Genomic DNA, 22,218 nt, shown 5'->3' with positions numbered 1-22,218 from the left:
ACGGAGGATGGTGGCGTGGACAACCCGAACCCGGTGCGGCTGCTCGTCGTCGACGACGAACCGCACATCGCCGATCTCGTCGCGACCGTGGCCCGCTACGAGGGCTGGCAGGCCGTGACCGCGGGATCGGGCGCGGCCGCGCTGACCCGCGCGGCGGAGTTCGGGCCCGACATCGTGGTGCTCGACCTGATGCTGCCCGACCTCGACGGCTTCACCGTGCTCGACCGCCTGCGCGAACACGGCAACGCCGTGCCCGTGGTCTTCCTGACGGCGAAAGACGCGACGGCCGACCGCATCGCCGGCCTCACGCGCGGCGGCGACGACTACCTCGTGAAGCCGTTCTCCGTCGAGGAGCTGATGGCGCGGCTGCGGGCGGTGCTGCGCCGGAGCAGCTCTTTGCCGCCCGCTCCGCGCACCGCCGTGTTGCGTGTGGCGGACCTGACGCTCGACGAGGACACCCGCGAGGTCCGCCGCGGCGATCGGCTGGCGGACCTGACGCCGACGGAGTACGAGCTCCTGCGGTACCTCATGCGCCGCTCGCCGGCCGTGCTCACGAAGGCGCAGATCCTCGACCACGTGTGGGAGTACGACTTCGGCGGCCGGTCCAATGTGGTCGAGCTGGTGATCTCGCACCTGCGCCGCAAGCTCGACGACGGCGCCGAACCGCTCATCCACACCGTGCGTGGCGTCGGCTATGTCGTGCGGGCGGGCCGGTGAAACGGCTGCGGCGCTGGGCTGGCCGCTGGTACGCCGCGTGGCGCGCGTCGCGGCTCGGCACGCGGCTGGCGTTCGGGCTCGGCGCGCTGGCGCTGGTGGTTTTCGCGATCGTGGGGACCGTCACGGTCGGGTTCATGCACGGCTACCTCGGCCGCCGCCTCGACGAGCAGCTCAAGACGAGCCAGGTCGCGCAGGTGCCGGGACTGCGCAGCTCCCACGGCAACCCCGAAACCGTCTACTCGTGGTTCTCGGCGGTGTTCGAGGTCGACCGCGGTGTGGCGACGCCGCAGCCCGGCAGCAACCTGCCGACGGACATCACGCCGCTCGCCGACGTCGCTTCCGACGCGACGGGCGGCGACGTGTTCCGCACGGTGTACCTCCACGGCGACGGGCCCTACCGCGTCCGCGCCTGCCCGGTCGCGACGGATTCCGCCGGCAGCGGAACGGTGCTGCTGAGCGCGGCGCCGCAGGCGGACCTGGACAGCACGGTGCGGCAGCTGGTGCTGGCCGAGGTGATCGCGTTCCTCATCGCGCTGGCGATCCTCGTCGTGGTGGGACGCCTCGTGCTGCGCCGCGGCCTGAGACCGTTGTCGGACATGGCAGGCACGGCGCACGACATCGCCTCGCACGACCTCACGGCGACCGCGAACCTGCCGGTGCGGGCGACGGGCGAAGGCGGCGGCGCCGAGGTGGCGGAGCTGCGGACGGCGTTCAACGTGATGCTCACGCACATCGAGTCGTCGCTCGCCGCGCGGACGGCCGCCAACGAGCGCCTTCGCCGTTTCGTGGCCGACGCGTCGCACGAGCTGCGCACGCCGCTCACGTCGATCCGGGGCTACGCCGACCTTTTCCGCTACGCGGCGGCGAACGAACCCGAGGAACGCGAGGCGCACCTGGCGAAGATCCGCGAGGAGACGGCCCGGATGAGCGTGCTCGTCGACGATCTTTTGCTGCTCGCGCGCCTCGACGCCCACGACGCGGAGCCCCCGGTGCGGCCCGAACGGGTGGACGTCGTCCCGATCGTTTCAGCCGCGGCGGATGCGTTCCGGGTGGGGCGGCCGGCGCATCCGCTTTCGGTTTCGCTGGCTCCCTCGCCGGTTTTCGTCGACGCGGATCCCGTGCGGTTGCGGCAGATCTTCGACAACCTGCTGGCGAATGCCGCTGTGCACACGCCTTCGGGGACTCGGGTGGAGGTGTCGGTCTCCGTGGTGGATTCTCGCGCGGTGATCCGGGTCGAGGACGCCGGGCCGGGGATCGCGCCGGAGGATCAGCAGCGGATCTTCGACCGGTTCTTCCGCGTCGACAACTCGCGCACTCGGTCGGCCGGCGGCACCGGTCTGGGCCTGTCCGTGGTGCAGTCGCTGGTGGTGGAACACGGCGGCACGGTCGACGTGGCGAGCCGGCCGGGCCGGACCGTGTTCACCGTGTGGCTGCCTCTGGCGCGCTGACGCGTCCGGCGACGTGCTCGGGTATCGGCCAGCCGTCGGCCAGGTCGGCGGACGGTTCGGGCTCGCCGAAGACGGTCCTGACCGGGAGGACGCCGGCCCAGGCGGTGTTGGCGCTGACGTCTTCCGGCTCGTCGTCGGGGCCTTCGGCACGCAGCTTCACCGAGGCTTCGGTGAGGTCGAGCGCGAGGACGGAGACGGCGGCGAACTCCTTCGCGTTCACCCCGCGTGCGTGGTCCCACGAGCCGGGGGAGAGGTGGTCGGTGAGTACGCGCAGGGCGTGGAGTTTCTCGTCCTGGTCGGTGATGAGGCGCGCGCGGCCGAGGATGACGGCGCTGCGGTAGTTCATGGAGTGGTTGTTGACCGAGCGGGCATAGACGATGCCGTCGAGCAGTGTGACGGTGACGCACACGTCCAGATCCTGCGCGGCGGTGCGCAGACTGGCCGCGCCCGTGGAACCATGCAGGTAGAGCGTGTCGCCGTCACGGCCGTAGCCGGTGGGCAGCACGAGCGGTGTGCCGTCGCGGACGAGGCCGAGGTGGCAGATCAGGGCCTCGTCGAGCACGGCGTGCAGCGTCGCGCGGTCGGTGGCCGCGCGGTTCTTCTTGCGGCCGAGCGTGGTGCGGGGGGTCGGCGAGAGGCTGGTCATGTTCGCAGTGTTGCGCGGGTGAGTGGACGTGTCGAACGGCCACTTCTTCTACACTTGGGAAGTCCACTTTCGCCGCTTGGAGGTCTTCGTTGTCGTACGCCGACACCGCGCTGCCGGTCAGCCTCGACCGTGAGGCGAGCACGCCGCTGGCCGTGCAGCTGGCCGACGCCCTGCGCGAGGCCGCCGCGAGCGGGCACCTGCGCGGCGGCGACCGGTTGCCGTCCACGCGCGCGCTGGCCGAGCGGCTCGGCGTTTCGCGCACCGTGACTTCGGCCGCGTACGAGCAGCTGCACGCCGAAGGCTGGATCGCCGGGCGCCACGGCTCCGGCACGTATGTGACGACACCACCGACGCGCGCGGCCACGTCGGTATCCCCGGCGGGACCGCTCGCGCCGGAACCCGAGGCGGCGCCCGTGCTGGATCTGACGCCGGGCACCCCGTGGGCGGCCGGTCTGGACCGCGCGGCCTGGCGCCGCGCCTGGCGGGCGGCGGCCGACCCGGAGCCGTTGGTGCGCGCCCATCGCGCCGGCCTGCCCGAGTACCGCGCGGCCGTTTCGGAACACCTGTTGCGGCACCGCGGTCTGGCCGCCGGCTCGGTCCTGGCGACGGGCGGCACGACGGCCGCCGTCGTGGAGCTCGCGGCCGCGGTGCTGCGGCGCGGCGCGGTCGTCGCGTTCGAGGAGCCGGGCTACCAGCGGGCCGTGCAGGCGTTCCGGTCCGCCGGGCTGACCGTGGTCGGCGTGCCCGTCGACGAGGAGGGCCTGCGCCCCGACGCCATCCCCGCCGGCGCGCGGGCGGTCTACTGCTCGCCGGCGCACCAGTACCCGATGGGCAGCCGCATGAGCGCGGCGCGCCGCGTGGAGCTCGTGGAACGGGCCCGCGCCGACGGCATGCTCGTCATCGAGGACGACTACGACGGGGAGCTGCGCTTCGACGTCGCCCCGCTGCCCATGCTCGCCGCCCTCGCGCCCGACGTCGTCGTCCACCTGGGGACCACGAGCAAGATCCTCACGCCCACCCTCGGCGCCGGCTGGCTCGTCGCGCCCGCCTCGGTCACCGAGGCGGTCCTCGCCTACCGCGACCTCACCGGCACGCGCCCCTCCCCGGCCGGCCAGCGCGTGCTGGTCGAACTCGCCCGCCACGGCGACCTGGGCCGCCACCTGCGCAAACTCCGCCGCGAACTCGCCGAACGCCGTTCGCTGCTCTCCGCCGCCCTCACCTCCGCCTCCATCCCCATCCTCGGCGACGACGCCGGCGCCCACCTCGTGGTCCCCTTCGCGTCCGCCGCCCAGGAAACCCACTGCCTGACCGAGGCCGAACACCACGGCATCCGCCTGGACGGCCTGGCCCGCCACTTCGCCGGCACACCCACGGTGCACGGGGTGGCGCTGGGGTACGCGGGCTGTTCGCGGGAGGCGTTGGTGACCGCGCTGCCGGCTTTGGTGGGTCTGCTTCGCTGACCGGTCGTGCGGCGCCGCGTCGCCTCGCTTGCCACCGCACCGCGCGACCGGTCCAGCGACACCTACGCCGCCACACCCGGCGACGGGGCCTTCTCTCGCGACGCCCTCGCGACGGCGCCGCCGCGGGGAGCTTCGCTGACTGCGAGGCCGCGCTTGTCACTTCCGACGATCAGCGACGTGTTGCGCGAATGGTCCGGTTGCGCCGTCGCCGGATGCTCTCGGTGATGACCAAACCGCAGCCGACCCGCGGCGATTCGGCGCCGTTCGAAGGTTCCTGGTTGTGTGACCCGGACGCAGCGCGAGCCGTCCCGCGGTGCCCGCCGTGCAGTGCGACCGGTCCGCTCGGGCAATCCGGCGCGAGGCGTCCGTCACCACTCGGCCGCGACAGCCGCCGCAGCCCTCGCAGCCACCGGACCCACCACCGACCACCTGATCATCCCCAACCCACCCCCACCACCCCCTCCGGTGGACGGACCCGGGGACCCGTCGCAACGCCGGGTGCGCGCCGTTCGCCGTGGTCACCCGGTACGGTGAGCGACCATGAGTGCTGAGAAGATCCGCGTGGCGGTCGTGTTCGGCGGGCGCAGCAGCGAGCACACCATCTCGTGCCTGTCAGCGGGCAGCGTGATCGCGAACCTGGATCCGGAGCGCTACGAGGTGCTCCCCGTGGGCATCACCCCGCAGGGTGGCTGGGTGCTCGGCACCGGCGACCCGAAGGAGCTGAGCATCCAGGGCCGCGAGCTGCCGACCGTGGAGTCCGGCCGCGCGCTCGTGCTGGCGGGCGACGCGACCAGCCGCGAGCTGCGCACGGTCGACCCCGGGCAGGCGACCGAGGTGCTCGGCACCGTCGACGTGGTCTTCCCCGTGCTGCACGGCGCGTTCGGCGAGGACGGCACCATCCAGGGCCTGCTCGAGATGGCCGACATCCCCTACGTCGGCCCGGGTGTGCTGGCCAGCGCCGCCGCCATGGACAAGGAGTACGCCAAGAAGCTGCTCGCAGCCGAGGGGCTGCCGGTGGGCACGTACGCGGCGCTCCGTCGTGGACAGTCCACTTTGGCCCAGGACGACCGGGAACGCCTGGGGCTGCCCGTTTTCGTGAAGCCCTCTCGTGCGGGCTCGTCCGTGGGCATCTCGCGCGTCACCGACTGGTCCGATGTGGACGCCGCCATCGAACTGGCCCGCCGCACCGACCCGAAGGTGCTCGTGGAGGCCGCCGTGGTCGGGCGTGAGGTCGAGTGCGGCGTGCTGGAGTTCCCCGACGGGCGGGTGGAAGCGTCGCTGCCGGCGGAGATCCGCGTGCTCGCCGAGGGCGCGGACGCCTGGTACGACTTCGAGACCAAGTACCTCGGCGAAGACGCCGAGCTGGACATCCCGGCCAAGCTCGACGACGCCCTCACCGACCGCCTGCGTGCCATGGCCGTCGAGGCGTTCCGCGCGCTCGACTGCCAGGGCCTCGCGCGCGTCGACTTCTTCGTCACCGGAGCCGGCGACCTCGTGATCAACGAGGTCAACACCATGCCCGGCTTCACCACGAAGTCCGCCTACCCGAAGATGTGGGAGGTCACGGGCGTCGACTACAGCACGCTCCTGTCGACCCTCATCGACACCGCCATCGCGCGCGGCACGGGCCTTCGCTGACCCCACACAGGGTCACCCGCTCGGGTGACCCTGTGTGGTCACGTGATCAGGGGATCGACTTACCCAGCGCAAGCAGCGCCGCCGGCGTCAGGAACGTGTAGAGCGACGTGACGACGAGGATCCCGCCCAGCACCTTGCCGGGCAGCTTGCCGTAGGTCGTGGCCGCCACGGCGAGGAACGCGACCAGCCACACCACGAGGATCGAGTGCAGCATCCAGCTGCCGTCGAAGAACTTCCACCACAGCAGCGGCACCACGGCCACCGCCACGGCCAGGTTGCCGATCGGCCGGAGGTCCAGCCCTCGTACGAGCGCCACCCCCAGCGCGGTGAAGAACGTGCCGTAGAACGTGACGATTCCGGCCAACGGGACGCCCGTCGCGGGCGGCGCCGTCGCGATGATCACGGCGGCCTGCAGGACGTCCACGACGCCGGCGAGCAGCGTCACCCAGCCGACCGTGGTCAGCGGATTCGGGCCGTCCTCGACGGGTTTGGCGCCGATCCCGAGAAACGCCAGGCCATTCAGCCAGACGGCGAGTCCCGAGACGACGAAGATCACTGTGATCGGCGGCACTGGTGATTCCTTTCCGATGCGGAATTCGGCGGAACCGCGCACCCCGACCACCGTGGTAATCTCGGGGCAGTCGCGGTCCCGCGTGCTCGCCCGGCGGTGCATGACGATTCCACTCGGCACACCACCGGTCGAATGACCAAGGGGTACAACGACAAACGTGTGCTGCCGTCCGTTCCGAGCCCGCAGAAGCCCGGGTCGGGCGGCAGTGCACACGTCGCAGGAACTGAAACCTCCTGACATTCCGGTCCAGCTTTCCTGAGAATTTCATAGGCGCGGCATTTCGCGACGATGTCCTCCAGAACAACTTGATGTTTCCGGTGTTTCGGTGTGATGAATTCACCGCCCGGGAAGAATTGCCGCGCCCGCGCGAAGTGGTCGGCCCCGCCGTGGTCGCCGCCCGGCGAACGACGTCACCCACTACAGTGATCATCCGGTGGCACCGGGTGACGCCGACGTGGCCCGCGCGCGGCACGCCCAGGCCAGGGCAGGAGGCAACGCGTGCAGATCGCATCCCGGCTCGACCGGCTCCCGGTCACCCGCCGGCACCGGTACTTCGTCGCCGTGGTGGGGGTGGCGACGTTCTTCGACCTCTACGACCTGTTCCTCGCGGCCACGATCAGCACCGTGCTCACGCACGAGTTCGGCGTCACGGCCGAAGCGCTGAAGTACGTGCTCGCGTCGGCGTTCGTCGGGGCGTTCGTCGGTGCCGTCTGCCTGGGCAAGCTCGCCGACCAGCTCGGCCGGCGCCGCGCGTTCCTGCTCACGCTCGGCCTGTACTCGGTCTTCACGCTGCTCGGCGCGTTCAGCACCGATGTCTGGATGCTCGTCGTCTGCCGCTTCATCGCCGGCATCGGCATCGGCGCGGAGCTGCCCGTCGCCGACGCGTACCTCGCCGACCTGCTGCCCGCTCGCGCCCGCGGCCGCGCCACCGCCTGGGCGTACACGCTCGGCTTCTGCGGCGTGCCCGCCGCAGGCTTCCTCGCCCGCGCGCTGGCCGGCCATGCGCCGCTCGGCATCGACGGCTGGCGCTGGCTGTTCGTGATCGGCGCGCTCGGCGCGGCCGTCGTCTGGGGCCTGCGGTTCACGCTGCCGGAGTCGCCCCGCTGGCTCGCCGCTCGCGGGCGGGAGGCGGAAGCCGACGAGATCGTGCGCAAGCTCGAAGCCTCCGCGCCGCAACCGCTCCCGGAACCCGCGCCCGAACCGCCTGCGCCGGAACCCGTGCGTTTCTCCGCGCTCCTGCGCAAGCCGTGGGCGCGGCGCACGACAATGCTCTACATCTTCCAGCTGCTGCAGGCGTTCGGCTACTACGGCTTCGGCTCGCTCGTGCCGATCGTGCTGGCCGCCAAGGGGTTCAGCCTCGTGAACTCGCTGACGTTCAGCGCGCTCACGTTCCTCGGCTACCCGATCGGCTCCGCGCTGTCGATCCCGATCATCGAACGCATCGAGCGCAAGTGGCTGATCGTCGCGAGCGCCGCGGCGATGGCCGTGTTCGGGCTCGCGTTCGGCTTCTCGACCTCCGGGGTGGCGATCGCGGTGTTCGGCTTCTGCTACACCGCCGCCAGCAACGTGTTCTCCAACGCTTTCCACACCTACCAGGGCGAGCTGTTCCCGACATCGCTGCGCGGCACGGCCGCGGGTTCGGCCTACGCGCTTTCGCGCCTGGCCACCGCGGCGATGCCGTTCATCCTGCTGCCGATCCTGCAGGCGCAGGGCGCCACCAGGATGTTCGCCGTGGTGGCGGTCGCGATGGTGGTGCTGATCGTCGACGTCGCCGTTCTGGGGCCACGCACCACGGGCGACTCGCTGGAGGAGATCGCCGGCCGGACGGTCAGAACTTCAAAGGTTTGACCGGCAGCTTCGCGTTGACCGTGTCCGACACGGTCTGCAGCGGCCCGGTCCCGGCCGAGTCGGGGACGGTCAACGCGATGTAGACGTCGCGGTCCACCACGTACCAGGTGGCCGCGGCGTCTTCGGTGACCTGCAGCCACTGCACGCCGTTGACCACGCGCAGCTGCGCGGTGGGGGTGAGCTCCGGCGGCCGGTCGAGCCCGCACCGCAGCACGATCGCGTCGCCGTCACCCCAGGCGACGGTGGCCTTCGGCGCGGGCTGGGCGAGCGTGCGCCGGGCGAGGTCCTTGCCGTTCGATTTCAAGGTTGCGGGCAGCGCGTCGACGACCGTCGTGCACGCCTGCGTGGTGGCCTGCGGGGCCGGAACGGCGACGAGGGGGAGCGGTCCACTCGCGACGCCCTCGCCGCTGAGCGCCGATTTTTTCGTCACCGCGAAGACGGCGACCACCACGGCCAGCGCGACCACGAGCACGGCCGCGACCACGAGGACCACCCGCGGGGGTGCGCCGGTGTCGGAATCTGCCACCCCCGAAGTGCACCACGTCTCAGAGGTGGACCACCGGGCAGGTCAGGGTCCGCGTGATGCCTTCCACGTTCTGCACCTTCGCGACCACGAGCTGGCCCAGCTGGTCCACGGTGTCCGCGGTCGCGCGCACGATCACGTCGTACGGGCCGGTCACATCCTCCGAGCTGGTGACGCCGGGCACCCCGGAGATCTCCGCCGCCACCGCGGCCGCCTTGCCGACCTCGGTCTGGATGAGGATGTATGCGTGGACCACGGCGTGCCCTTTCGTCGGTAGCGATGGAGTCGAGGTAGGAACGGTGTAGGCAAGGTATCGCCAGCCCCGGGAAAAACCTAGGGGATCCGACTGTCGGTGGTCGAGGCTTCGCACACGGAGAGAAAATGGAGGTGACCGGTGTCACCGGACGATGGCTCGGTGGCCGGGACGGGCGAGTTCGCGCTGATCCAGGCGGTCACCGGCGGGCGTCGCCAGCCGGCGAGCACGCTGCTCGGCCCCGGCGACGACGCGGCCGTGGTGGCTGCCCCCGACGGCCGCGTGGTGGCGACCACGGACGTGCTGGTCCAGGGCGTGCACTTCCGCCTCGACTGGTCGAGCCCCGAGCAGGTGGGGCGCAAGGCCGTGGCGGTGAACCTGTCGGACGTCGCGGCCATGGGCGCGAAACCGACCACGGTCCTGGTGGGCTTCGCGTGTCCACCGGACACTCCCGCCCAGGTCGTGACGGAGATCATGAACGGCATGTGGGCCGAGGCGACCCGCGGTGGCGTCGGGGTGTCCGGCGGTGACATGGTGAGCGCCGACCAGATCGTGATCAGCGTCACCGCGTTGGGGGACCTCGAAGATCGTGAACCCGTGACGCGCTCGGGCGCCCGGCCCGGCGACGTCCTCGCCGTCTGCGGGCGGCTCGGCTGGGCGGCGGCGGGATTGGCCGTGCTGCGGCGAGGGTTCCGTTCGCCGGTCGGGGTCGTGAACGCGCAGCGCTGCCCGGAACCGCCGTACCCGGCCGGTCCGCAGGCCGCGCTGGCCGGCGCGACGTCGATGATCGACATCTCCGACGGGCTGCTCGCCGACCTGGGACACATCGCGGCGGCGTCGGACGTCGGGCTCGACGTGCTCACCGCGGACCTCGAGATCTCCACGCGGCTGCAGGAAGTCGGCACCGCGCTCGGCGCCGACCCACTGCGCTGGGTGCTCACCGGTGGTGAGGACCACGCGCTGGCGGCGACGTTCCCGCCGTTCGACGAGCTGCCCGAGGGCTGGCGCAAGATCGGCGCGGTGACGATGCCGGGGTCCGGGGTGACGGTGGACGGCAAGGAGTACGGCCACGAAGGCGGCTGGGAGCACTGGCAGCAGCACTAGGCTGTCGCCCGTGGAGATCCGAGCGGTCGCCTACGACCACCCCGACGCGACCAAGCTGATGGCGGAAGTGCAGCTCGAGTACGTGCGCCGCTACGGCAGCGAAGACTCGACGCCGATGGACCCTTCGCAGTTCGCGCCTCCGCGCGGACTGTTCCTCGTCGGCTACCTCGACGACGTGCCCGTGGCCTCCGGCGCGTGGCGCGCGCACGACGGACCGGCGCCCGCGTTCGGTCCCGGCGACGTGGAGCTGAAGCGGATGTACGTCGTGGAATCCGCGCGGGGCAAGGGTTTCGCGCGCGCGATGCTGGCGGAACTGGAACGCACGGCCGTCGCGGCGGGGCGGCTGCGCGCCGTGCTGGAGACGGGTACCGAACAGCCCGAGGCGATCGCCCTCTACCGTTCGTCGGGCTATACGGAGATTCCGGGTTTCGGCGTGTACAAGGACGAGCCCGACAACCGGTGTTTCGGCAAGAACCTCGTGTGACCAACGGGAGACGGCTTTGGCGATCTACGCGCTCGGTGACCTCGAACCCTCGATCCACCCGGACGCCTACGTCCACCCCGACGCCACCGTGATCGGCGACGTCCGCATCGGCCCGCGCGCTTCCGTGTGGCCGCAGACGGTGCTGCGCGGCGACCACGGCTACATCGAGATCGGCGAACGCTCCAACGTGCAGGACGGCTGCGTGCTCCATTGCACCAAGAAGCACCCGACGATCCTCGGGCCGTCGTCGGCCATCGGCCACGCCGTGCACGTCGAGGGCGCGGTGATCGGCACCGGGTGCCTCATCGCGTCGGGATCGGTGGTGCTGAACGGAACCGTGGTCGAGGACGGCGGGATGGTCGGCGCGGGCGCGGTGCTGTCGTACAACTCGCACGTGGGCCCGGGCGAGATCGCGCTCGGCGTGCCGGCGAAGGTGCGGCCGAACAAGTCGTTCTCCGCCGAGCAGATCGCCATGGTGGTCGACTCGTACGTGCGCCGCGGCGCGCGTTTCCGCGAAGAGCTGCGGCGCCTCGACCCGCCACGGTGACCCCGCTCGCACCGCGCTAGGCTCGCGGGCCGTGACCGCACGACCGCTGCACGAGATCGTCGAAGCCGGCTGGGCGCAGGCCCTGGAGCCCGTGGCCCCGCAGGTCAGCGCGATGGGAGAGTTCCTCCGCGCGGAGATCGCGGCGGGCCGAACTTACCTGCCGGCGGGCGAGCACGTGCTGCGGGCGTTCAAGCAGCCGTTCCACGACGTGCGGGTGCTGATCGTCGGCCAGGACCCGTACCCGACGCCGGGCCACGCCGTCGGCCTGAGCTTCTCGGTGGCGCCCGACGTGCGGCCGCTGCCGAAGAGCCTCGTCAACATCTACAAGGAGTACGCCGAGGATCTCGGGCACCCGTTGCCGACCAACGGCGACCTCACGCCGTGGGCCGACCAGGGCATCCTGCTGCTCAACCGCGCGCTCACGGTGCAGCCCGGCAAGCCGAACTCCCACCAGGGCAAGGGGTGGGAGCAGGTGACCGAGCAGGCGATCAAGGCGCTCGCGGCCCGCGATGAGCCGATGGTGGCCATCCTGTGGGGCCGCAACGCCCGCAACCTGCGGCCGATGCTGGGCGACATCCCGTGCGTCGAGTCGGCGCACCCGAGCCCGCTTTCGGCGCACAACGGTTTCTTCGGCTCGCGGCCGTTCAGCCGCGCGAACCAGCTGCTGGCCGACCAGGGCGCGGCGCCGGTGGAGTGGAAGCTTCCCTGAGCGTGTCCGGTCGCGGCCGGTGGCTCCGACCTCCAAGGTGAGTACGACACCCAGGAGGACAGCCATGACCACCACCGTCACTTCCGCCGACGGCACGCCGATTGCGTTCGACACCTACGGCGCGGGGTCGCCGGTGCTGCTCGTCGGCGGTGCCGTGAACGACCGGACGACCGTGGCGGCGCTCGCCGTCGTGCTGGCCGAAGCCGGGTTCCAGGGTGTTGCCGTTGATCGGCGAGGCCGAGGTGAGAGCGGAGACGCGCCCGTGTACTCGGTGGAACGCGAGCTCGACGACCTGTCGGCCGTGATCGACGCGGTCGGTGGCTCGGCGGCGATGTTCGGCCATTCGTCAGGGGCGATCCTGGCGCTCGAAGCAGCGGCGCGGGGGCTGCCGATCACGAAGCTGGCCGTGTACGAGCCACCGTTCATCGTGGACGCTCAGAGGCCACGCCCTGGTGCGGACCTCGCGGACCGGATCAGCGCGTTGATCGCCGCCGGCGACCGCGACGGCGCCGTGGAACTCTTTCTGACCGAAGGCGTGTCGGTTCCGCCCGAAGGCGTGGCGGCGATGAAGGGCCAGCCGGTGTGGGACTGGTTCGCCGGCTACGCGCACACGCTGCCGTATGACATCACCGTGACCGGTCCTGGCGCGCAGCTGCCCGTGGACCGCCTGGCCGCCATCGCCGTCCCCGTGCTCGTGATGTCGGGCGGCGCCGGTGAAGCGTGGATGGGCGCCGCGGCCCGGGCCGTCGCCGAGACCGTGCCGCACGCCCGATACGAGTCGATTCCCGGGCAGGACCACGGCGTGCTCAACGCACCCGAATCGCTGCGCCCGGTGCTGACCGACTTCTTGCGGTGACAAAAATGGCGAGTGCTCGGTGAGCACTCGCCGTCCAGAGGCAACCACGGGTGGGGGTCCAGGGGCTTGCCCCCTGGCGGGGGTCTGGGGGTTCGACCCCCAGAAGACACTAGGCGATACGAAAATGGCGAGCGCCCTTCGCGAGCACTCGCCACCCTTCGTTCAATCGCCTACCCTCGGACGACCTTGCCCGCCTTGATGCACGAGGTGCACACGTTGAGGCGCTTGCGCTGGGACACGCCGATCTTGGCGTGCACAGTCTGGATGTTCGGGTTCCACCGGCGGTTGGTACGCCGGTGGGAGTGCGAGACCGACTTGCCGAAGCCGGGTCCCTTGCCACAGACGTCGCACACGGCAGCCACGTCGAACTCCTCTGGATATGGGACAAAGAATGGCGCCCAGACCAGCTGGGCAACTCGTCCATAGTAACTACTCGTCTCGGGCGGGTCGCCGCGGGGTCGATACGCTCGCGGGGACCAGCGAGGAGGTTACGGGGTGCGGGTGCTGGACGTGGCAGCGGTGTCGGCCTGGTCGGCGGCGTGCGTGCGCAGTCTGGAGGTGCTGCGCCCGGCGATCAACGGCATCAACGTGTACCCCGTCGCGGACTCCGACACGGGTTCGAACCTCCTGCACACGTTGACGGGCGCGCGCGACGCGTTGGCCGCGGCGGAGCCGGCCGACGTGGCCGAGGCGCTGACCGTGCTGGCGAAGGGTGCCGTGGCCGCCGCGCGCGGCAACTCCGGCGTGATCATCTCCCAGGTCGTGCGGGGGATCGCCGACTGGGCGGCCGACGGCGGCGACCTCGACGGCGCTGGTCTCGCGGCCGCACTGGCGCACGCCGACCGGATCGCGACGGGCGCGGTGAGCCGGCCCGTCGCGGGGACGATGCTGACCGTCCTGCACGTCGTGGCCGCGGCCGTCCAGGAGGACACGCGGCCGCTGGCCGAGGTCGCCGCCACCGTCGCCGCGGCCGCCGCGGCCGCGCTGGAGGAGACGCCGAAACAACTGCCGGCCCTCGCGAAAGCGGGGGTCGTCGACGCGGGGGGCCGAGGGCTCGTCGCCGTGCTCGACGCGCTGGCCGGCGTGATCAGCGGCACCGTCACGCAGCCTGAACGCGAGCTCACGACCACCGTCGAGGCGCCCGGTGCCGCCGAGCCCGCGCCGTACGCGTGGGAGGTCATGTACCTGCTCGACGGCGTCGAGGAGGCGCGGCTGCCGGCGTTGCGCAAGGAGCTGAGCGGCTTCGGCGACAGCGTCACGGTGGCCGGCGACGGTGCGGGCAGCCACGCCGTGCACGTCCACTGCGCCGACATCGGCGCGGCCATCGAGGCGGGCCTGGAGCTGGGCCGGCCGCGCCGGATCCGCGTCGAACCGCTGCTCACGCCCACGCCGATCGAGCCGGGCGGCGGGCTGGACCGGTCGGTGGTGGCCGTGGTCAACGGCGGCGGGCTGGCCGAGCTGCTGCGGGCCGAGGGCGTCGCCGTGCTGGCCGTGCCCGACGGCGGGAAACCCGGCGTCGAGGACATGATCGGGCTGTTCAACGAGGCCGCGGGCCGGCACGTGACCGTGCTGCCGGGCGGTCTCGACCTCACGGCCGCGGCCGACGCGGCGGCGGGCCACGCGATGGCCGGCGACCGCGACGTCGTGGTGATCCCGTGCACGTCACCGGTGCAGGTGCTGGCCGCGCTCGCGGTGCACGATGGGGGCCGCCGCGTCAACGACGACGTCGTGGCCATGGCCGAGGCCGCCGCGGCGACCAGGCGTGGCGAGGTGCGGATCGCGGGCGAGGAGTCGCTAACCTGGGTGGGCCGGGCCCAGTCCGGCGACGTGATCGGCCTGGTCGACGACGAGGTGGTGCTGATCGAACCGGCGCCGGCCTCGGAGACGAACCTCGTCGCGGCCGCGATGAGCGTGCTCAACCGGATGCTGACGCTCGGCGGCGAGCTGGTCACCGTGCTGAGCGGGGCCGCCGCCCCGCCCGGCGTGACCGCGGAGCTCGCCGAGCAGCTGCGGCTGGAGCACCCCGAAGTGGAGTTGACGAGTTATGCCAGTGGCCAGGCCGGAGCCGTGCTGCTGATGGGGGTCGAATAGAAATGGCCGGGCTGCGCGAAAAGCTGCCGCTGCTGCTGGGCGCGAAGACGGCGAAAGCGCTGTCGGGTGCGCTCGACATCGAGACCGTCTCCGACCTGCTGCGCCACTACCCGCGCCGCTACGCCGAGCGCGGCGAGCTCACCGACATCGCCGGCCTGGAGCTGGGTGAACACGCGACCGTGCTGGCGCGGATCGAGAAGATCAGCAAGCGCCGCATGAAGTCGCGCAGCGGCACGATCCTCGACATGGTCATCACCGACGGGAAACGCCGGCTGGCCTGCGCGTTCTTCAACCAGGCGTGGCGGGAGAAGGAGCTGGCGCCGGGCAAGACCGGCCTGTTCGCGGGCAAGGTCACGGCGTTCCGCGACACGCTGCAGCTGGCCAACCCGGAGTACGAGCTGCTCGACGCCGAACGCGAAGCCGAGGCCGTCGACAACTTCCTGGCCGAGATCATCCCCGTGTACCCGGCGGCGCAGGGCATGCCGACGTGGTCGATCGCGAAGTGCGTGCGGCAGGTCCTCGACGTGCTGGAGATCGACTCCGACCCGATGCCCGCCGAAGTGCTGAAGCAGCACGGGCTGCCCGGTCTCGAACGGGCGCTGCGCGGCATCCACCGGCCCGAGGACTGGGCGCACCTGGAGACCTCGCGCCACCGCCTCAAGTGGGACGAGGCCATGGCCGTGCAGCTGATTTTCGCGCAGCGGCGCCATTCCGCGGTGTCTCGTCCGGCCAAGGCCAGCCCGCACACCGACGGCGGGCTGCTCGACGCGTTCGACAAGCGCCTGCCGTTCGACCTCACCGCAGGCCAGCGCGCGATCGGCGACGAGATCGCCGCGGACCTCGCGACCGAGCACCCGATGAACCGCCTGCTGCAGGGCGAGGTGGGCTCGGGCAAGACGGTGGTCGCGCTGCGGGCGATGCTGCAGATCGTCGATTCGGGGCGGCAATCGGCAATGCTCGCGCCCACCGAGGTGCTGGCGGCGCAGCACGCGCGTTCGCTGCGGGAGATGCTCGGCGAGCTCGGCATGGCGGGGGAGCTGGGGGCCGCGGAGAAGGCCACGCGCGTGACGTTGCTCACCGGCTCGATGGGAGCGAAGGAACGCAAGAAGTCGCTGCTGGAGACGGTGAGCGGCGAGGCAGGCATCGTCGTCGGCACGCACGCGCTGATCCAGGACACGGTGCAGTTCGCCGACCTCGGGTTCGTCGTGGTCGACGAGCAGCACCGCTTCGGCGTGGAGCAGCGCGACGCCCTGCGTTCGCGCGGCTCGGACTCCACGTCGCCGCACGTGCTGGTGATGACCGCGACGCCGATCCCGCGCACGGTCGCGATGACCGTGTACGGCGACCTGGAGACGTCCGCGCTGCGCGAGATGCCCGTCGGGCGTTCGCCGATCAAGACGAGCGTGGTGCCGGTGGCGGAGAAGCCCGCGTGGCTCGACCGGGCGTGGGAGCGCGTGCGCGAGGAGGTCTCGAAGGGGCACCAGGCGTACGTCGTGTGCCCGCGCATCGGCGACGAGCCCCCGTCGGACAAGAGCGACAAGCGCCCGCCGCTCGCCGTGCTGGACGTCGCGCCGGAGCTGGTGGGCGGGCCGTTGAAGGGCCTTCGCATCGCCGCCCTGCACGGCCGCATGCCCGCGGACGAGAAGGACGCCGTGATGCGGGCCTTCGGCGCCGGCCAGATCGACGTCCTCGTGGCGACCACGGTCGTCGAGGTCGGCGTGAACGTCCCCAACGCCACCGCCATGGTCATCCTCGACGCCGACCGCTTCGGCGTGAGCCAGCTGCACCAGCTGCGCGGCCGCGTCGGCCGGGGCAGCGTGCCGGGCCTGTGCCTGCTCGTGACGGAGACCCTGGACGGCACGTCGACCCGCGAACGCCTCGCCGCCGTCGAATCCACCACCGACGGCTTCGAACTCTCCCGCCTGGACCTCGAACTCCGCCGCGAGGGCGACATCCTCGGCGCGGCCCAGTCCGGCAAACGCTCGGGACTGAAACTGCTGTCCCTCCTGCGCGACGAAGACGTGATCACCGAGGCGCGCGCCCAATCCCAGGAAATCGTGCTGCGCGACCCGACGCTCTCTTCGTACCCTGGCCTGGCCCAGATGGTGTCCGATGTGGTGGACATGGAGCGCGCGGAGTACTTGGAGAAGAGTTGACTGCTTCGGAGCCTTCGGCCGATTCCGGCCTTGAGACGTGGGGTTCTCGTTCGGGCTCTGATTCTGGCTCCGGGGCCGCTTCGTCGGGCTCTGCGACTTCCGACCTGGCGACCACACCTGGCTCGATCGTCACCATCCGCCCGGCCCTCGTCGCGGACGCCCCTGGCATCGCCCGCGTCCACGTCGGCTCCTGGCAGGCCGCCTACGCCGGCCTCCTCCCAGCCGACTTCCTCGCTGGCCTCTCGGCCTCCCGCCGCGAACCGTTCTGGGCGGAAAGCCTGGCCTCCCCGGCACAAGGCCACACCGTCCTCGTCGCCGAAACCCCCGACGGCACCATCGCCGGCTTCGCCGCCACCGGCCCGAGCCGCGACCACGACGCCACCCCCGACACCGGCGAACTCGCGGCGATCTACCTGCTGCCCGAGTGCTGGAGCCAGGGCTTCGGCCGCGCCCTCCACGCGCGCGCCCTTACCGCCCTGGCCGGCGACTTCCCCACCGCCACCCTCTGGGTCCTCGCCGGCAACACCCGCGCCCGCACCTTCTACGAACGGACCGGCTGGACTCTCGACGGCCGCACCAAGGTCGAATCCCTCGCGAACGGCACGGTCACCATCGAGGAAGTCCGCTACCGCACCTCTCCCCGCCGCTGACACTTTCGCCCCTCAACGGCGACTGCGGTTTCACCCCGGTCAGGACTTCACCGCCCGCACGAACAGAAACACCGGCTTCGTGCTCAACACCTCGAACATCTCGGGATCCACGCCCGCCCCGCGTTCCGGCCGCGGCTCGTCGACCACGTCGATCGCGAACCGGGCATCCCGCAGCAGCCCGAAGATCGCGGACAGCGGGCGCCGGAACAGGCGGGCGGTGACCTGCTGTCCGTCCCAGTCCCACTGCTCGCTGACCAGCTCGGTGCGGTGGTAGTCGGTCCGATCCGACCGGAACCACCCGGTGATCGGATGGTGCACCGAGAAGACGAGCGCCCCGCCCGGCTTCAGACACCGCCGCAACTCGTCGAGCAACGGCGACCAATGCTCGACGTAATGGAGGACGAGCGAGGCCACGACCACGTCGACGCTGCCGTCCGCCACCATCGTCAGGGGTTGCTCGAGATCGGCCACCTCGACCTGAGCTCGCGGGCCCAGCCTCTCCCGCGTCAACGCCACCAGCCGCGGCTCACGGTCCAGGGCCAGCACATCGGCGCCCCGCTCGGCGAGCCGAGCCGTCAGACCGCCGCCTGCGCAGCCGAGCTCCAATACCCGCTTGCCCGCGACGTCCCCCGCAAGACGCAAGATCGCCGGCCGGTCGTAGAGCGAATTGGCGGCGCTGTGCTCGGCAAAGCGCGCATACACGTCGGCGTGGTCTCTGTAAATCTCGTGATCACCGGGCACTCGCCGAGCCTACGAGCGCCGTCGGCCCCACGCGGCGTCGTTGGACCCCCGCCGCGATGAAGAGACGATCATTGCGGCCCACAACTCATCGCCATTCACCGGCGACACCCAGGTCGAGCGGCAAATTCCGCGCCCCACCGACTTCCTCGGGAAACCCCGGCAGTCTTCCTCCGCTTTCGCTCCGCGGACAGCGGCCGGGCCCCGAATTCCGCGCTCCCCGCCTACCGAATCCCGTACAAGATCCCGCCTACGCCACTGGATCTCCGCCGTGCGAGGGTGAGGCTTCCGACTCCGGGTCCCCTGCCGAATCCCGGACAAGATTCCGCCTACGCCACTGGATCTCCGCCGTGCGAGGGTGAGGCTTCCGACTCCGGGTCCCCTGCCGAATCCCGCACAAGATCCCGCCTACGCCGCTGGATCTCCGCCGTGCGAGGGTGAGGCCTCCGACTCCGCGCCCCCTGCCGAATCCCGCACAAACACCCCGGCCCGCGCCGCCGCCGCAGCTGCTGCCGCCGCCACGTGCGCGTCAGCCGCCGTCACCGGCTCCCGCGAGATGAACAGCCGGTAGAAGATCGGCCCGCTCGCCACGCGCACCACCTCCGCCGCGTCGGTTCCGGCCGGCGCCTCGCCCCGTGCGATGGCCCGCGTGACCATCACGGCCGAGCGCCCGTGCCGGTCCTCGTAGAAGGCGTGCAGTGCCTCCGCCGCGCGCGGGGAGTGGAAGGCCGCCAGCACCGACGCCGTCGGCAGTTCGCGCAGGCCGGGCTCGGTGAAGTACTGCACGAGTTCCAGCAGCGTCGCCGCCAGGTCGCCCGCGAGCGTGCCGGTGTCGGGCGCCGTCCACGGCTGTTCGGTGCCCAGGCGCAGCGCGGCGGCCACGAGCCCGTCCGTCGACTCCCAGCGGCGGTAGATCGTGGTCTTGTGCACGCCCGAACGGTCGGCGACCGCGTCCACCGTCAGGTTCGTGAAGCCCTGCTCCGCGAGCAGGTCGAGCGTCGCCTGCAGCACGGCGAGGCGCGTGCGCTCCGTGCGCCCACCCGGTCGGCGGGTTCCGGCCATTTCGCTTGCCAAGTGCTACTCCAGTTGCGTTAGTGTGCCCAGTATGCCAGACCTCGACTTCCGCACCCCCTTCACGCCCGAAGACGTCTCGCCGATCGCCGACCTGATCGGAGACGCGCGCATCGTCGCCATCGGGGAGAACAACCACCACATCCGCGAGTTCGGCGAGCTGCGCAACCGGCTGCTGCGTCACCTCGTCGAGGAACGCGGTTTCACCGTGCTGGGGTTCGAGTCGGGGTTCGCCGAAGGTGAGCTCGTCGACGGCTGGCTTCGCGGCGCCCCCGGGGACGTCGCCGAAATCGGGCGAGACGGCTTCACCTTCTCCCTCGGCGACTCACCCGAGGCGCACGACATGCTCACCTGGCTCCGCGGCCACGGCGGCGTCCGCTACGCCGGCCTCGACGTCCCCAGCTCCGGCGGCTCACCCGTGCCCGCGCTGAAGGCCGTGCAGCGCTACCTCGAGGAGGTCGCCCCCGACGTCGTCTCGCTCGTCGAAGCGGGCCGCACCGCTTCGGAGCCGTACGCGTCCGTCAGCAGCGCCGTCGCCCCTGGCCGTTACGCGGCGATGGCCGCCCCCGCGCGCGACGCAGCGACGGCGGCCTTCACCGCACTCCTGTCCCACCTGAAATCGCTGGCGCCCGTCTACTCGCAGCGACGCGACCGGGATTCTCACGCCATCGCTGAGCACCACGCCCTCGGCGCCCTGCGCATCGACATGTACCTGCGCGAGCTCGCGGCGATGATGGCCGGCGTCGCGCCGTCGATGCAGAGTTCTTCGCGCGACACGTACATGGCGTCGACCGTGAAGCTGCTTCGCCGGCTACACGGCGAAGGCACGAAGATCGTCGTGATGGTCCACAACGGACACCTCCAGCGCGTCCCCTTCGCCGCCGCGCCCGGCATGGTCTTCCCCTCGGCCGGCACGCACCTGGCCGCCGAGTTCGGCGACGACTACTTCACGCTCGGCGTCACCGCCGGCACCGGGACCACCAGCGGCCTCACCCCGGACGAAGGCGAACGCCTCGGCTTCCGCGTCCACCCCGAAGAGCTGCCGCCGCTGGCCGACGACAGCGTCGAAGCCACCCTCGCCGGCTCCGACGCCTGCCTCGTCGACCTGCGCGCCAACCGCGCGAAGGGCGTGGCAGGCCCGACGAGCATCCGCCACGCCCACATGTTCACCCAGGTCGACGTCGTCCAGGCCTTCGACGCCCTCGCCTACCTGCCGACGATGTCCGTCAGCGACCACGTGGCCAAGGCCTAGTCCGCCATCAGCGGTTCGAATCGCCGATAGGCGGCGAAATCGCGGAAGTGCCGGGTGTACAGGTCGGCGTCGCGCGTGAGGTCGTCCTCGAGGGCACGCGCGACGTCGACCACCCGCTTGCAGCGCAACGTGATCAGCTCGCCCTGTTCGTTGCGGTGGCTGCCCGTCTCGCTTTCGACGCGCCGGGCCACAGCTTCGCGCGCGGCTTCTTCGCTCTCGGCGTACACAAGCACGAAGTCTTCGCGGTACAGCGGTTCGTACGTGGGCGAATCGCTCGTTGCCTCGTAGAGGACAACGGCGACGTACGCGTTGGCGCTCATCGTTCCCCCTGGTTCGCTCCATGATCACTTTCGCCGCGTACCGGCCAGCGGGCAACCGGATTTCGAGCTCAAACACGGACCAGCCCATCGTGTGACGTCGAGTTGCCGTCGGCCCGCGCGCGGGATACGACGCAGGAATGCGGAACCGAACGGCTCGTGGTCTTTTTTCGGCGACAATGGCGTTCTTGCTGGTGGCGGCGGGAAACTCACCCGCGCTCGCGGCCGGCGGCACGCAGGTCAACCCGCCGAGCTGGGCGCTCGACCGGATCGACCAGCGGACGGGCCTCGACCAGAAGTACCGCTACGAATCCGACGCCGCCGACGTCACCGTCTACGTGATCGACAGCGGCGTCGACGCCAAGCACCCCGACTTCCAGGGCCGCGTCCAGCCGGGCAAGGACTTCCTGACGGCCGGCGCCGACACCTCCGACACCAACGGCCACGGCACCCGCGTCGCCGGCATCGTCGCCGGTCGCAGCTACGGCGTCGCCAAGGCCGCGCAGATCTTCCCGGTCCGCGTCCTCGACAAGGACGGCGGCGGCTCCACCGACAACATCATCGCCGGCATCACCTGGGTCGCCCACAACGCCCACCAGCCGGCCGTCGCCGTTCTCGGCATCGGTGGCGTCGCCAATGAGCAACTGGACAACGCCGTCGCCGGCCTCGCCGCGGTGATGCCCACCGTCGTCCCCGCGGGCGAAGGAGGCGAGGACGACAGCCAGGTTTCGCCGGCGAGGGTCCCGGCCGCGCTCACCGTCGCGGCGAGCGACGTGCAGGACCAGGTGGCGACTTTCTCGGACTTCGGGACGCCCGTCGACCTCTACGCGCCGGGCGTGGACATCCCGGCGCCGATCGCGGGCTCGTCGGACGTCGGCACGTTATCGGGCACGTCGATGGCCGCGGCGGTCGTCGCGGGCGCCGCCGCCGTCTACCGATCCCTGCACCCGGACGCCGCGCCGGCCGATGTCGACAAGGCGTTGGTGCAGGCGGCGACCCCGGACGTGCTGAAAAACGTGCCTTCCGGCACTGCCAACCGATTGCTGTGCACCCTGGCCGCGCCGACGTCCTGACTGTTGCGGCGAGCCCGAGATCCCCGCATCATGCACGCAGGTCGGTGCGCATGATGTCCATCACTT

General features: G+C 71.4%; 23 protein-coding genes. 15 read left to right on the top strand and 8 right to left on the bottom strand.

Annotated features, from left to right (window positions below):
- The first annotated feature begins 15 nt into the window (after positions 1-15).
- Together ACFY1H_RS20710 and ACFY1H_RS20705 are read left to right on the top strand one after the other, a co-directional pair.
- Complete coding sequence (locus tag ACFY1H_RS20710; RefSeq protein ID WP_386948452.1) at positions 16-717, top strand: response regulator transcription factor; 702 nt, start codon at positions 16-18, stop codon at positions 715-717.
- A complete protein-coding gene (locus ACFY1H_RS20705) occupies positions 714-2,165 on the top strand; it encodes a sensor histidine kinase (RefSeq protein ID WP_386948449.1) in 1,452 nt (483 codons plus the stop codon). The genes ACFY1H_RS20710 and ACFY1H_RS20705 overlap by 4 nt, the downstream gene beginning before the upstream one ends.
- Here ACFY1H_RS20705 and ACFY1H_RS20700 read toward each other — a convergent pair.
- Positions 2,137-2,811: a pyridoxamine 5'-phosphate oxidase family protein gene (locus ACFY1H_RS20700; RefSeq protein ID WP_386948446.1), complete on the bottom strand. Its 675-nt coding sequence runs from the start codon at positions 2,809-2,811 to the stop codon at positions 2,137-2,139. The genes ACFY1H_RS20705 and ACFY1H_RS20700 overlap by 29 nt on opposite strands.
- Before the next feature lie 89 nt (positions 2,812-2,900).
- Between ACFY1H_RS20700 and ACFY1H_RS20695 the strand changes: the two genes are divergently transcribed.
- Positions 2,901-4,271 carry a PLP-dependent aminotransferase family protein gene (locus ACFY1H_RS20695; protein WP_386948443.1) on the top strand — a complete coding sequence of 457 codons (1,371 nt, stop codon included), beginning with the start codon at positions 2,901-2,903 and terminating at the stop codon, positions 4,269-4,271.
- Between the two features lie 540 nt (positions 4,272-4,811).
- Positions 4,812-5,909 carry a D-alanine--D-alanine ligase family protein gene (locus ACFY1H_RS20690; RefSeq protein ID WP_386948440.1) on the top strand — a complete coding sequence of 366 codons (1,098 nt, stop codon included), beginning with the start codon at positions 4,812-4,814 and terminating at the stop codon, positions 5,907-5,909.
- A gap of 46 nt (positions 5,910-5,955) precedes the next feature.
- Here the strand turns inward: ACFY1H_RS20690 and ACFY1H_RS20685 are convergent, their stop codons facing one another.
- Positions 5,956-6,480 (bottom strand): hypothetical protein, encoded by a 525-nt coding sequence (locus ACFY1H_RS20685; RefSeq protein ID WP_366580597.1) that lies wholly within the window; start codon positions 6,478-6,480, stop codon positions 5,956-5,958.
- A gap of 498 nt (positions 6,481-6,978) precedes the next feature.
- Here ACFY1H_RS20685 and ACFY1H_RS20680 point away from each other — a divergent pair, with 498 nt between their 5' ends.
- Positions 6,979-8,328, top strand: a complete 1,350-nt coding sequence (locus ACFY1H_RS20680; RefSeq protein WP_386948437.1) for an MFS transporter — start codon at positions 6,979-6,981, stop codon at positions 8,326-8,328.
- Here ACFY1H_RS20680 and ACFY1H_RS20675 read toward each other — a convergent pair.
- The gene (locus ACFY1H_RS20675) at positions 8,309-8,854 is read right to left on the bottom strand and encodes a DUF3515 domain-containing protein (protein ID WP_386948434.1); all 546 of its coding nucleotides are present in this window, start codon (positions 8,852-8,854) and stop codon (positions 8,309-8,311) included. The two genes, ACFY1H_RS20680 and ACFY1H_RS20675, sit on opposite strands and share 20 nt — an antisense overlap.
- A 19-nt stretch (positions 8,855-8,873) precedes the next feature.
- Complete coding sequence (locus ACFY1H_RS20670) at positions 8,874-9,107, bottom strand: Lrp/AsnC family transcriptional regulator (protein ID WP_285969653.1); 234 nt, start codon at positions 9,105-9,107, stop codon at positions 8,874-8,876.
- A gap of 138 nt (positions 9,108-9,245) precedes the next feature.
- On the opposite strand from ACFY1H_RS20670, the gene ACFY1H_RS20665 reads away from it, so the two are divergent.
- The 5 genes from ACFY1H_RS20665 to ACFY1H_RS20645 all read left to right on the top strand — a co-directional run bounded on the left by ACFY1H_RS20665 (position 9,246) and on the right by ACFY1H_RS20645 (position 12,804).
- The gene (locus ACFY1H_RS20665; protein ID WP_366580603.1) at positions 9,246-10,208 is read left to right on the top strand and encodes a thiamine-phosphate kinase; all 963 of its coding nucleotides are present in this window, start codon (positions 9,246-9,248) and stop codon (positions 10,206-10,208) included.
- A gap of 10 nt (positions 10,209-10,218) precedes the next feature.
- On the top strand, positions 10,219-10,692 hold the full coding sequence (locus ACFY1H_RS20660) for a GNAT family N-acetyltransferase (RefSeq protein WP_366580605.1): 474 nt from the start codon (positions 10,219-10,221) through the stop codon (positions 10,690-10,692).
- Positions 10,693-10,708: 16 nt separating this feature from the next.
- Positions 10,709-11,239 carry a gamma carbonic anhydrase family protein gene (locus tag ACFY1H_RS20655; protein WP_366580607.1) on the top strand — a complete coding sequence of 177 codons (531 nt, stop codon included), beginning with the start codon at positions 10,709-10,711 and terminating at the stop codon, positions 11,237-11,239.
- Positions 11,240-11,270: 31 nt separating this feature from the next.
- The gene (locus tag ACFY1H_RS20650; RefSeq protein WP_386948429.1) at positions 11,271-11,948 is read left to right on the top strand and encodes a uracil-DNA glycosylase; all 678 of its coding nucleotides are present in this window, start codon (positions 11,271-11,273) and stop codon (positions 11,946-11,948) included.
- Between the two features lie 64 nt (positions 11,949-12,012).
- On the top strand, positions 12,013-12,804 hold the full coding sequence (locus ACFY1H_RS20645; protein ID WP_386948426.1) for an alpha/beta fold hydrolase: 792 nt from the start codon (positions 12,013-12,015) through the stop codon (positions 12,802-12,804).
- Positions 12,805-12,974: 170 nt separating this feature from the next.
- On the opposite strand, the gene rpmB is transcribed toward ACFY1H_RS20645, so the two are convergent.
- Positions 12,975-13,166 carry a 50S ribosomal protein L28 gene (rpmB, locus tag ACFY1H_RS20640; RefSeq protein ID WP_091623274.1) on the bottom strand — a complete coding sequence of 64 codons (192 nt, stop codon included), beginning with the start codon at positions 13,164-13,166 and terminating at the stop codon, positions 12,975-12,977.
- 133 nt (positions 13,167-13,299) lie between these two features.
- Between rpmB and ACFY1H_RS20635 the strand changes: the two genes are divergently transcribed.
- Genes ACFY1H_RS20635 through ACFY1H_RS20625 form a run of 3 tightly spaced genes read left to right on the top strand, consistent with a single transcriptional unit; the run spans position 13,300 to position 17,701 of the window.
- Positions 13,300-14,895 carry a DAK2 domain-containing protein gene (locus ACFY1H_RS20635; RefSeq protein ID WP_386948422.1) on the top strand — a complete coding sequence of 532 codons (1,596 nt, stop codon included), beginning with the start codon at positions 13,300-13,302 and terminating at the stop codon, positions 14,893-14,895.
- Positions 14,896-14,897: 2 nt separating this feature from the next.
- The gene (gene recG, locus ACFY1H_RS20630; protein ID WP_366580616.1) at positions 14,898-17,051 is read left to right on the top strand and encodes an ATP-dependent DNA helicase RecG; all 2,154 of its coding nucleotides are present in this window, start codon (positions 14,898-14,900) and stop codon (positions 17,049-17,051) included.
- A complete protein-coding gene (locus ACFY1H_RS20625; RefSeq protein WP_386948418.1) occupies positions 17,048-17,701 on the top strand; it encodes a GNAT family N-acetyltransferase in 654 nt (217 codons plus the stop codon). The genes recG and ACFY1H_RS20625 overlap by 4 nt, the downstream gene beginning before the upstream one ends.
- A gap of 39 nt (positions 17,702-17,740) precedes the next feature.
- Here ACFY1H_RS20625 and ACFY1H_RS20620 read toward each other — a convergent pair whose 3' ends face one another.
- Positions 17,741-18,442, bottom strand: a complete 702-nt coding sequence (locus ACFY1H_RS20620; protein ID WP_386948415.1) for a class I SAM-dependent methyltransferase — start codon at positions 18,440-18,442, stop codon at positions 17,741-17,743.
- A gap of 405 nt (positions 18,443-18,847) precedes the next feature.
- On the bottom strand, positions 18,848-19,513 hold the full coding sequence (locus ACFY1H_RS20615; protein WP_386948412.1) for a TetR/AcrR family transcriptional regulator: 666 nt from the start codon (positions 19,511-19,513) through the stop codon (positions 18,848-18,850).
- Between the two features lie 31 nt (positions 19,514-19,544).
- Between ACFY1H_RS20615 and ACFY1H_RS20610 the strand changes: the two genes are divergently transcribed.
- Positions 19,545-20,762, top strand: a complete 1,218-nt coding sequence (locus ACFY1H_RS20610) for an erythromycin esterase family protein (RefSeq protein WP_386948409.1) — start codon at positions 19,545-19,547, stop codon at positions 20,760-20,762.
- Here ACFY1H_RS20610 and ACFY1H_RS20605 read toward each other — a convergent pair.
- The gene (locus ACFY1H_RS20605; RefSeq protein WP_386948406.1) at positions 20,759-21,082 is read right to left on the bottom strand and encodes a DUF4288 domain-containing protein; all 324 of its coding nucleotides are present in this window, start codon (positions 21,080-21,082) and stop codon (positions 20,759-20,761) included. The genes ACFY1H_RS20610 and ACFY1H_RS20605 overlap by 4 nt on opposite strands.
- A 137-nt stretch (positions 21,083-21,219) precedes the next feature.
- On the opposite strand from ACFY1H_RS20605, the gene ACFY1H_RS20600 reads away from it, so the two are divergent.
- Positions 21,220-22,152: a S8 family peptidase gene (locus ACFY1H_RS20600; protein WP_386948403.1), complete on the top strand. Its 933-nt coding sequence runs from the start codon at positions 21,220-21,222 to the stop codon at positions 22,150-22,152.
- The last annotated feature ends 66 nt before the right edge of the window (positions 22,153-22,218 follow it).

Source organism: Amycolatopsis sp. NPDC001319 (assembly GCF_042896185.1).
GTDB lineage: Bacteria > Actinomycetota > Actinomycetes > Mycobacteriales > Pseudonocardiaceae > Amycolatopsis.
Note: the sequence above shows the minus strand (reverse complement) of the source record. Positions and strands in the feature narration are given on the sequence as shown.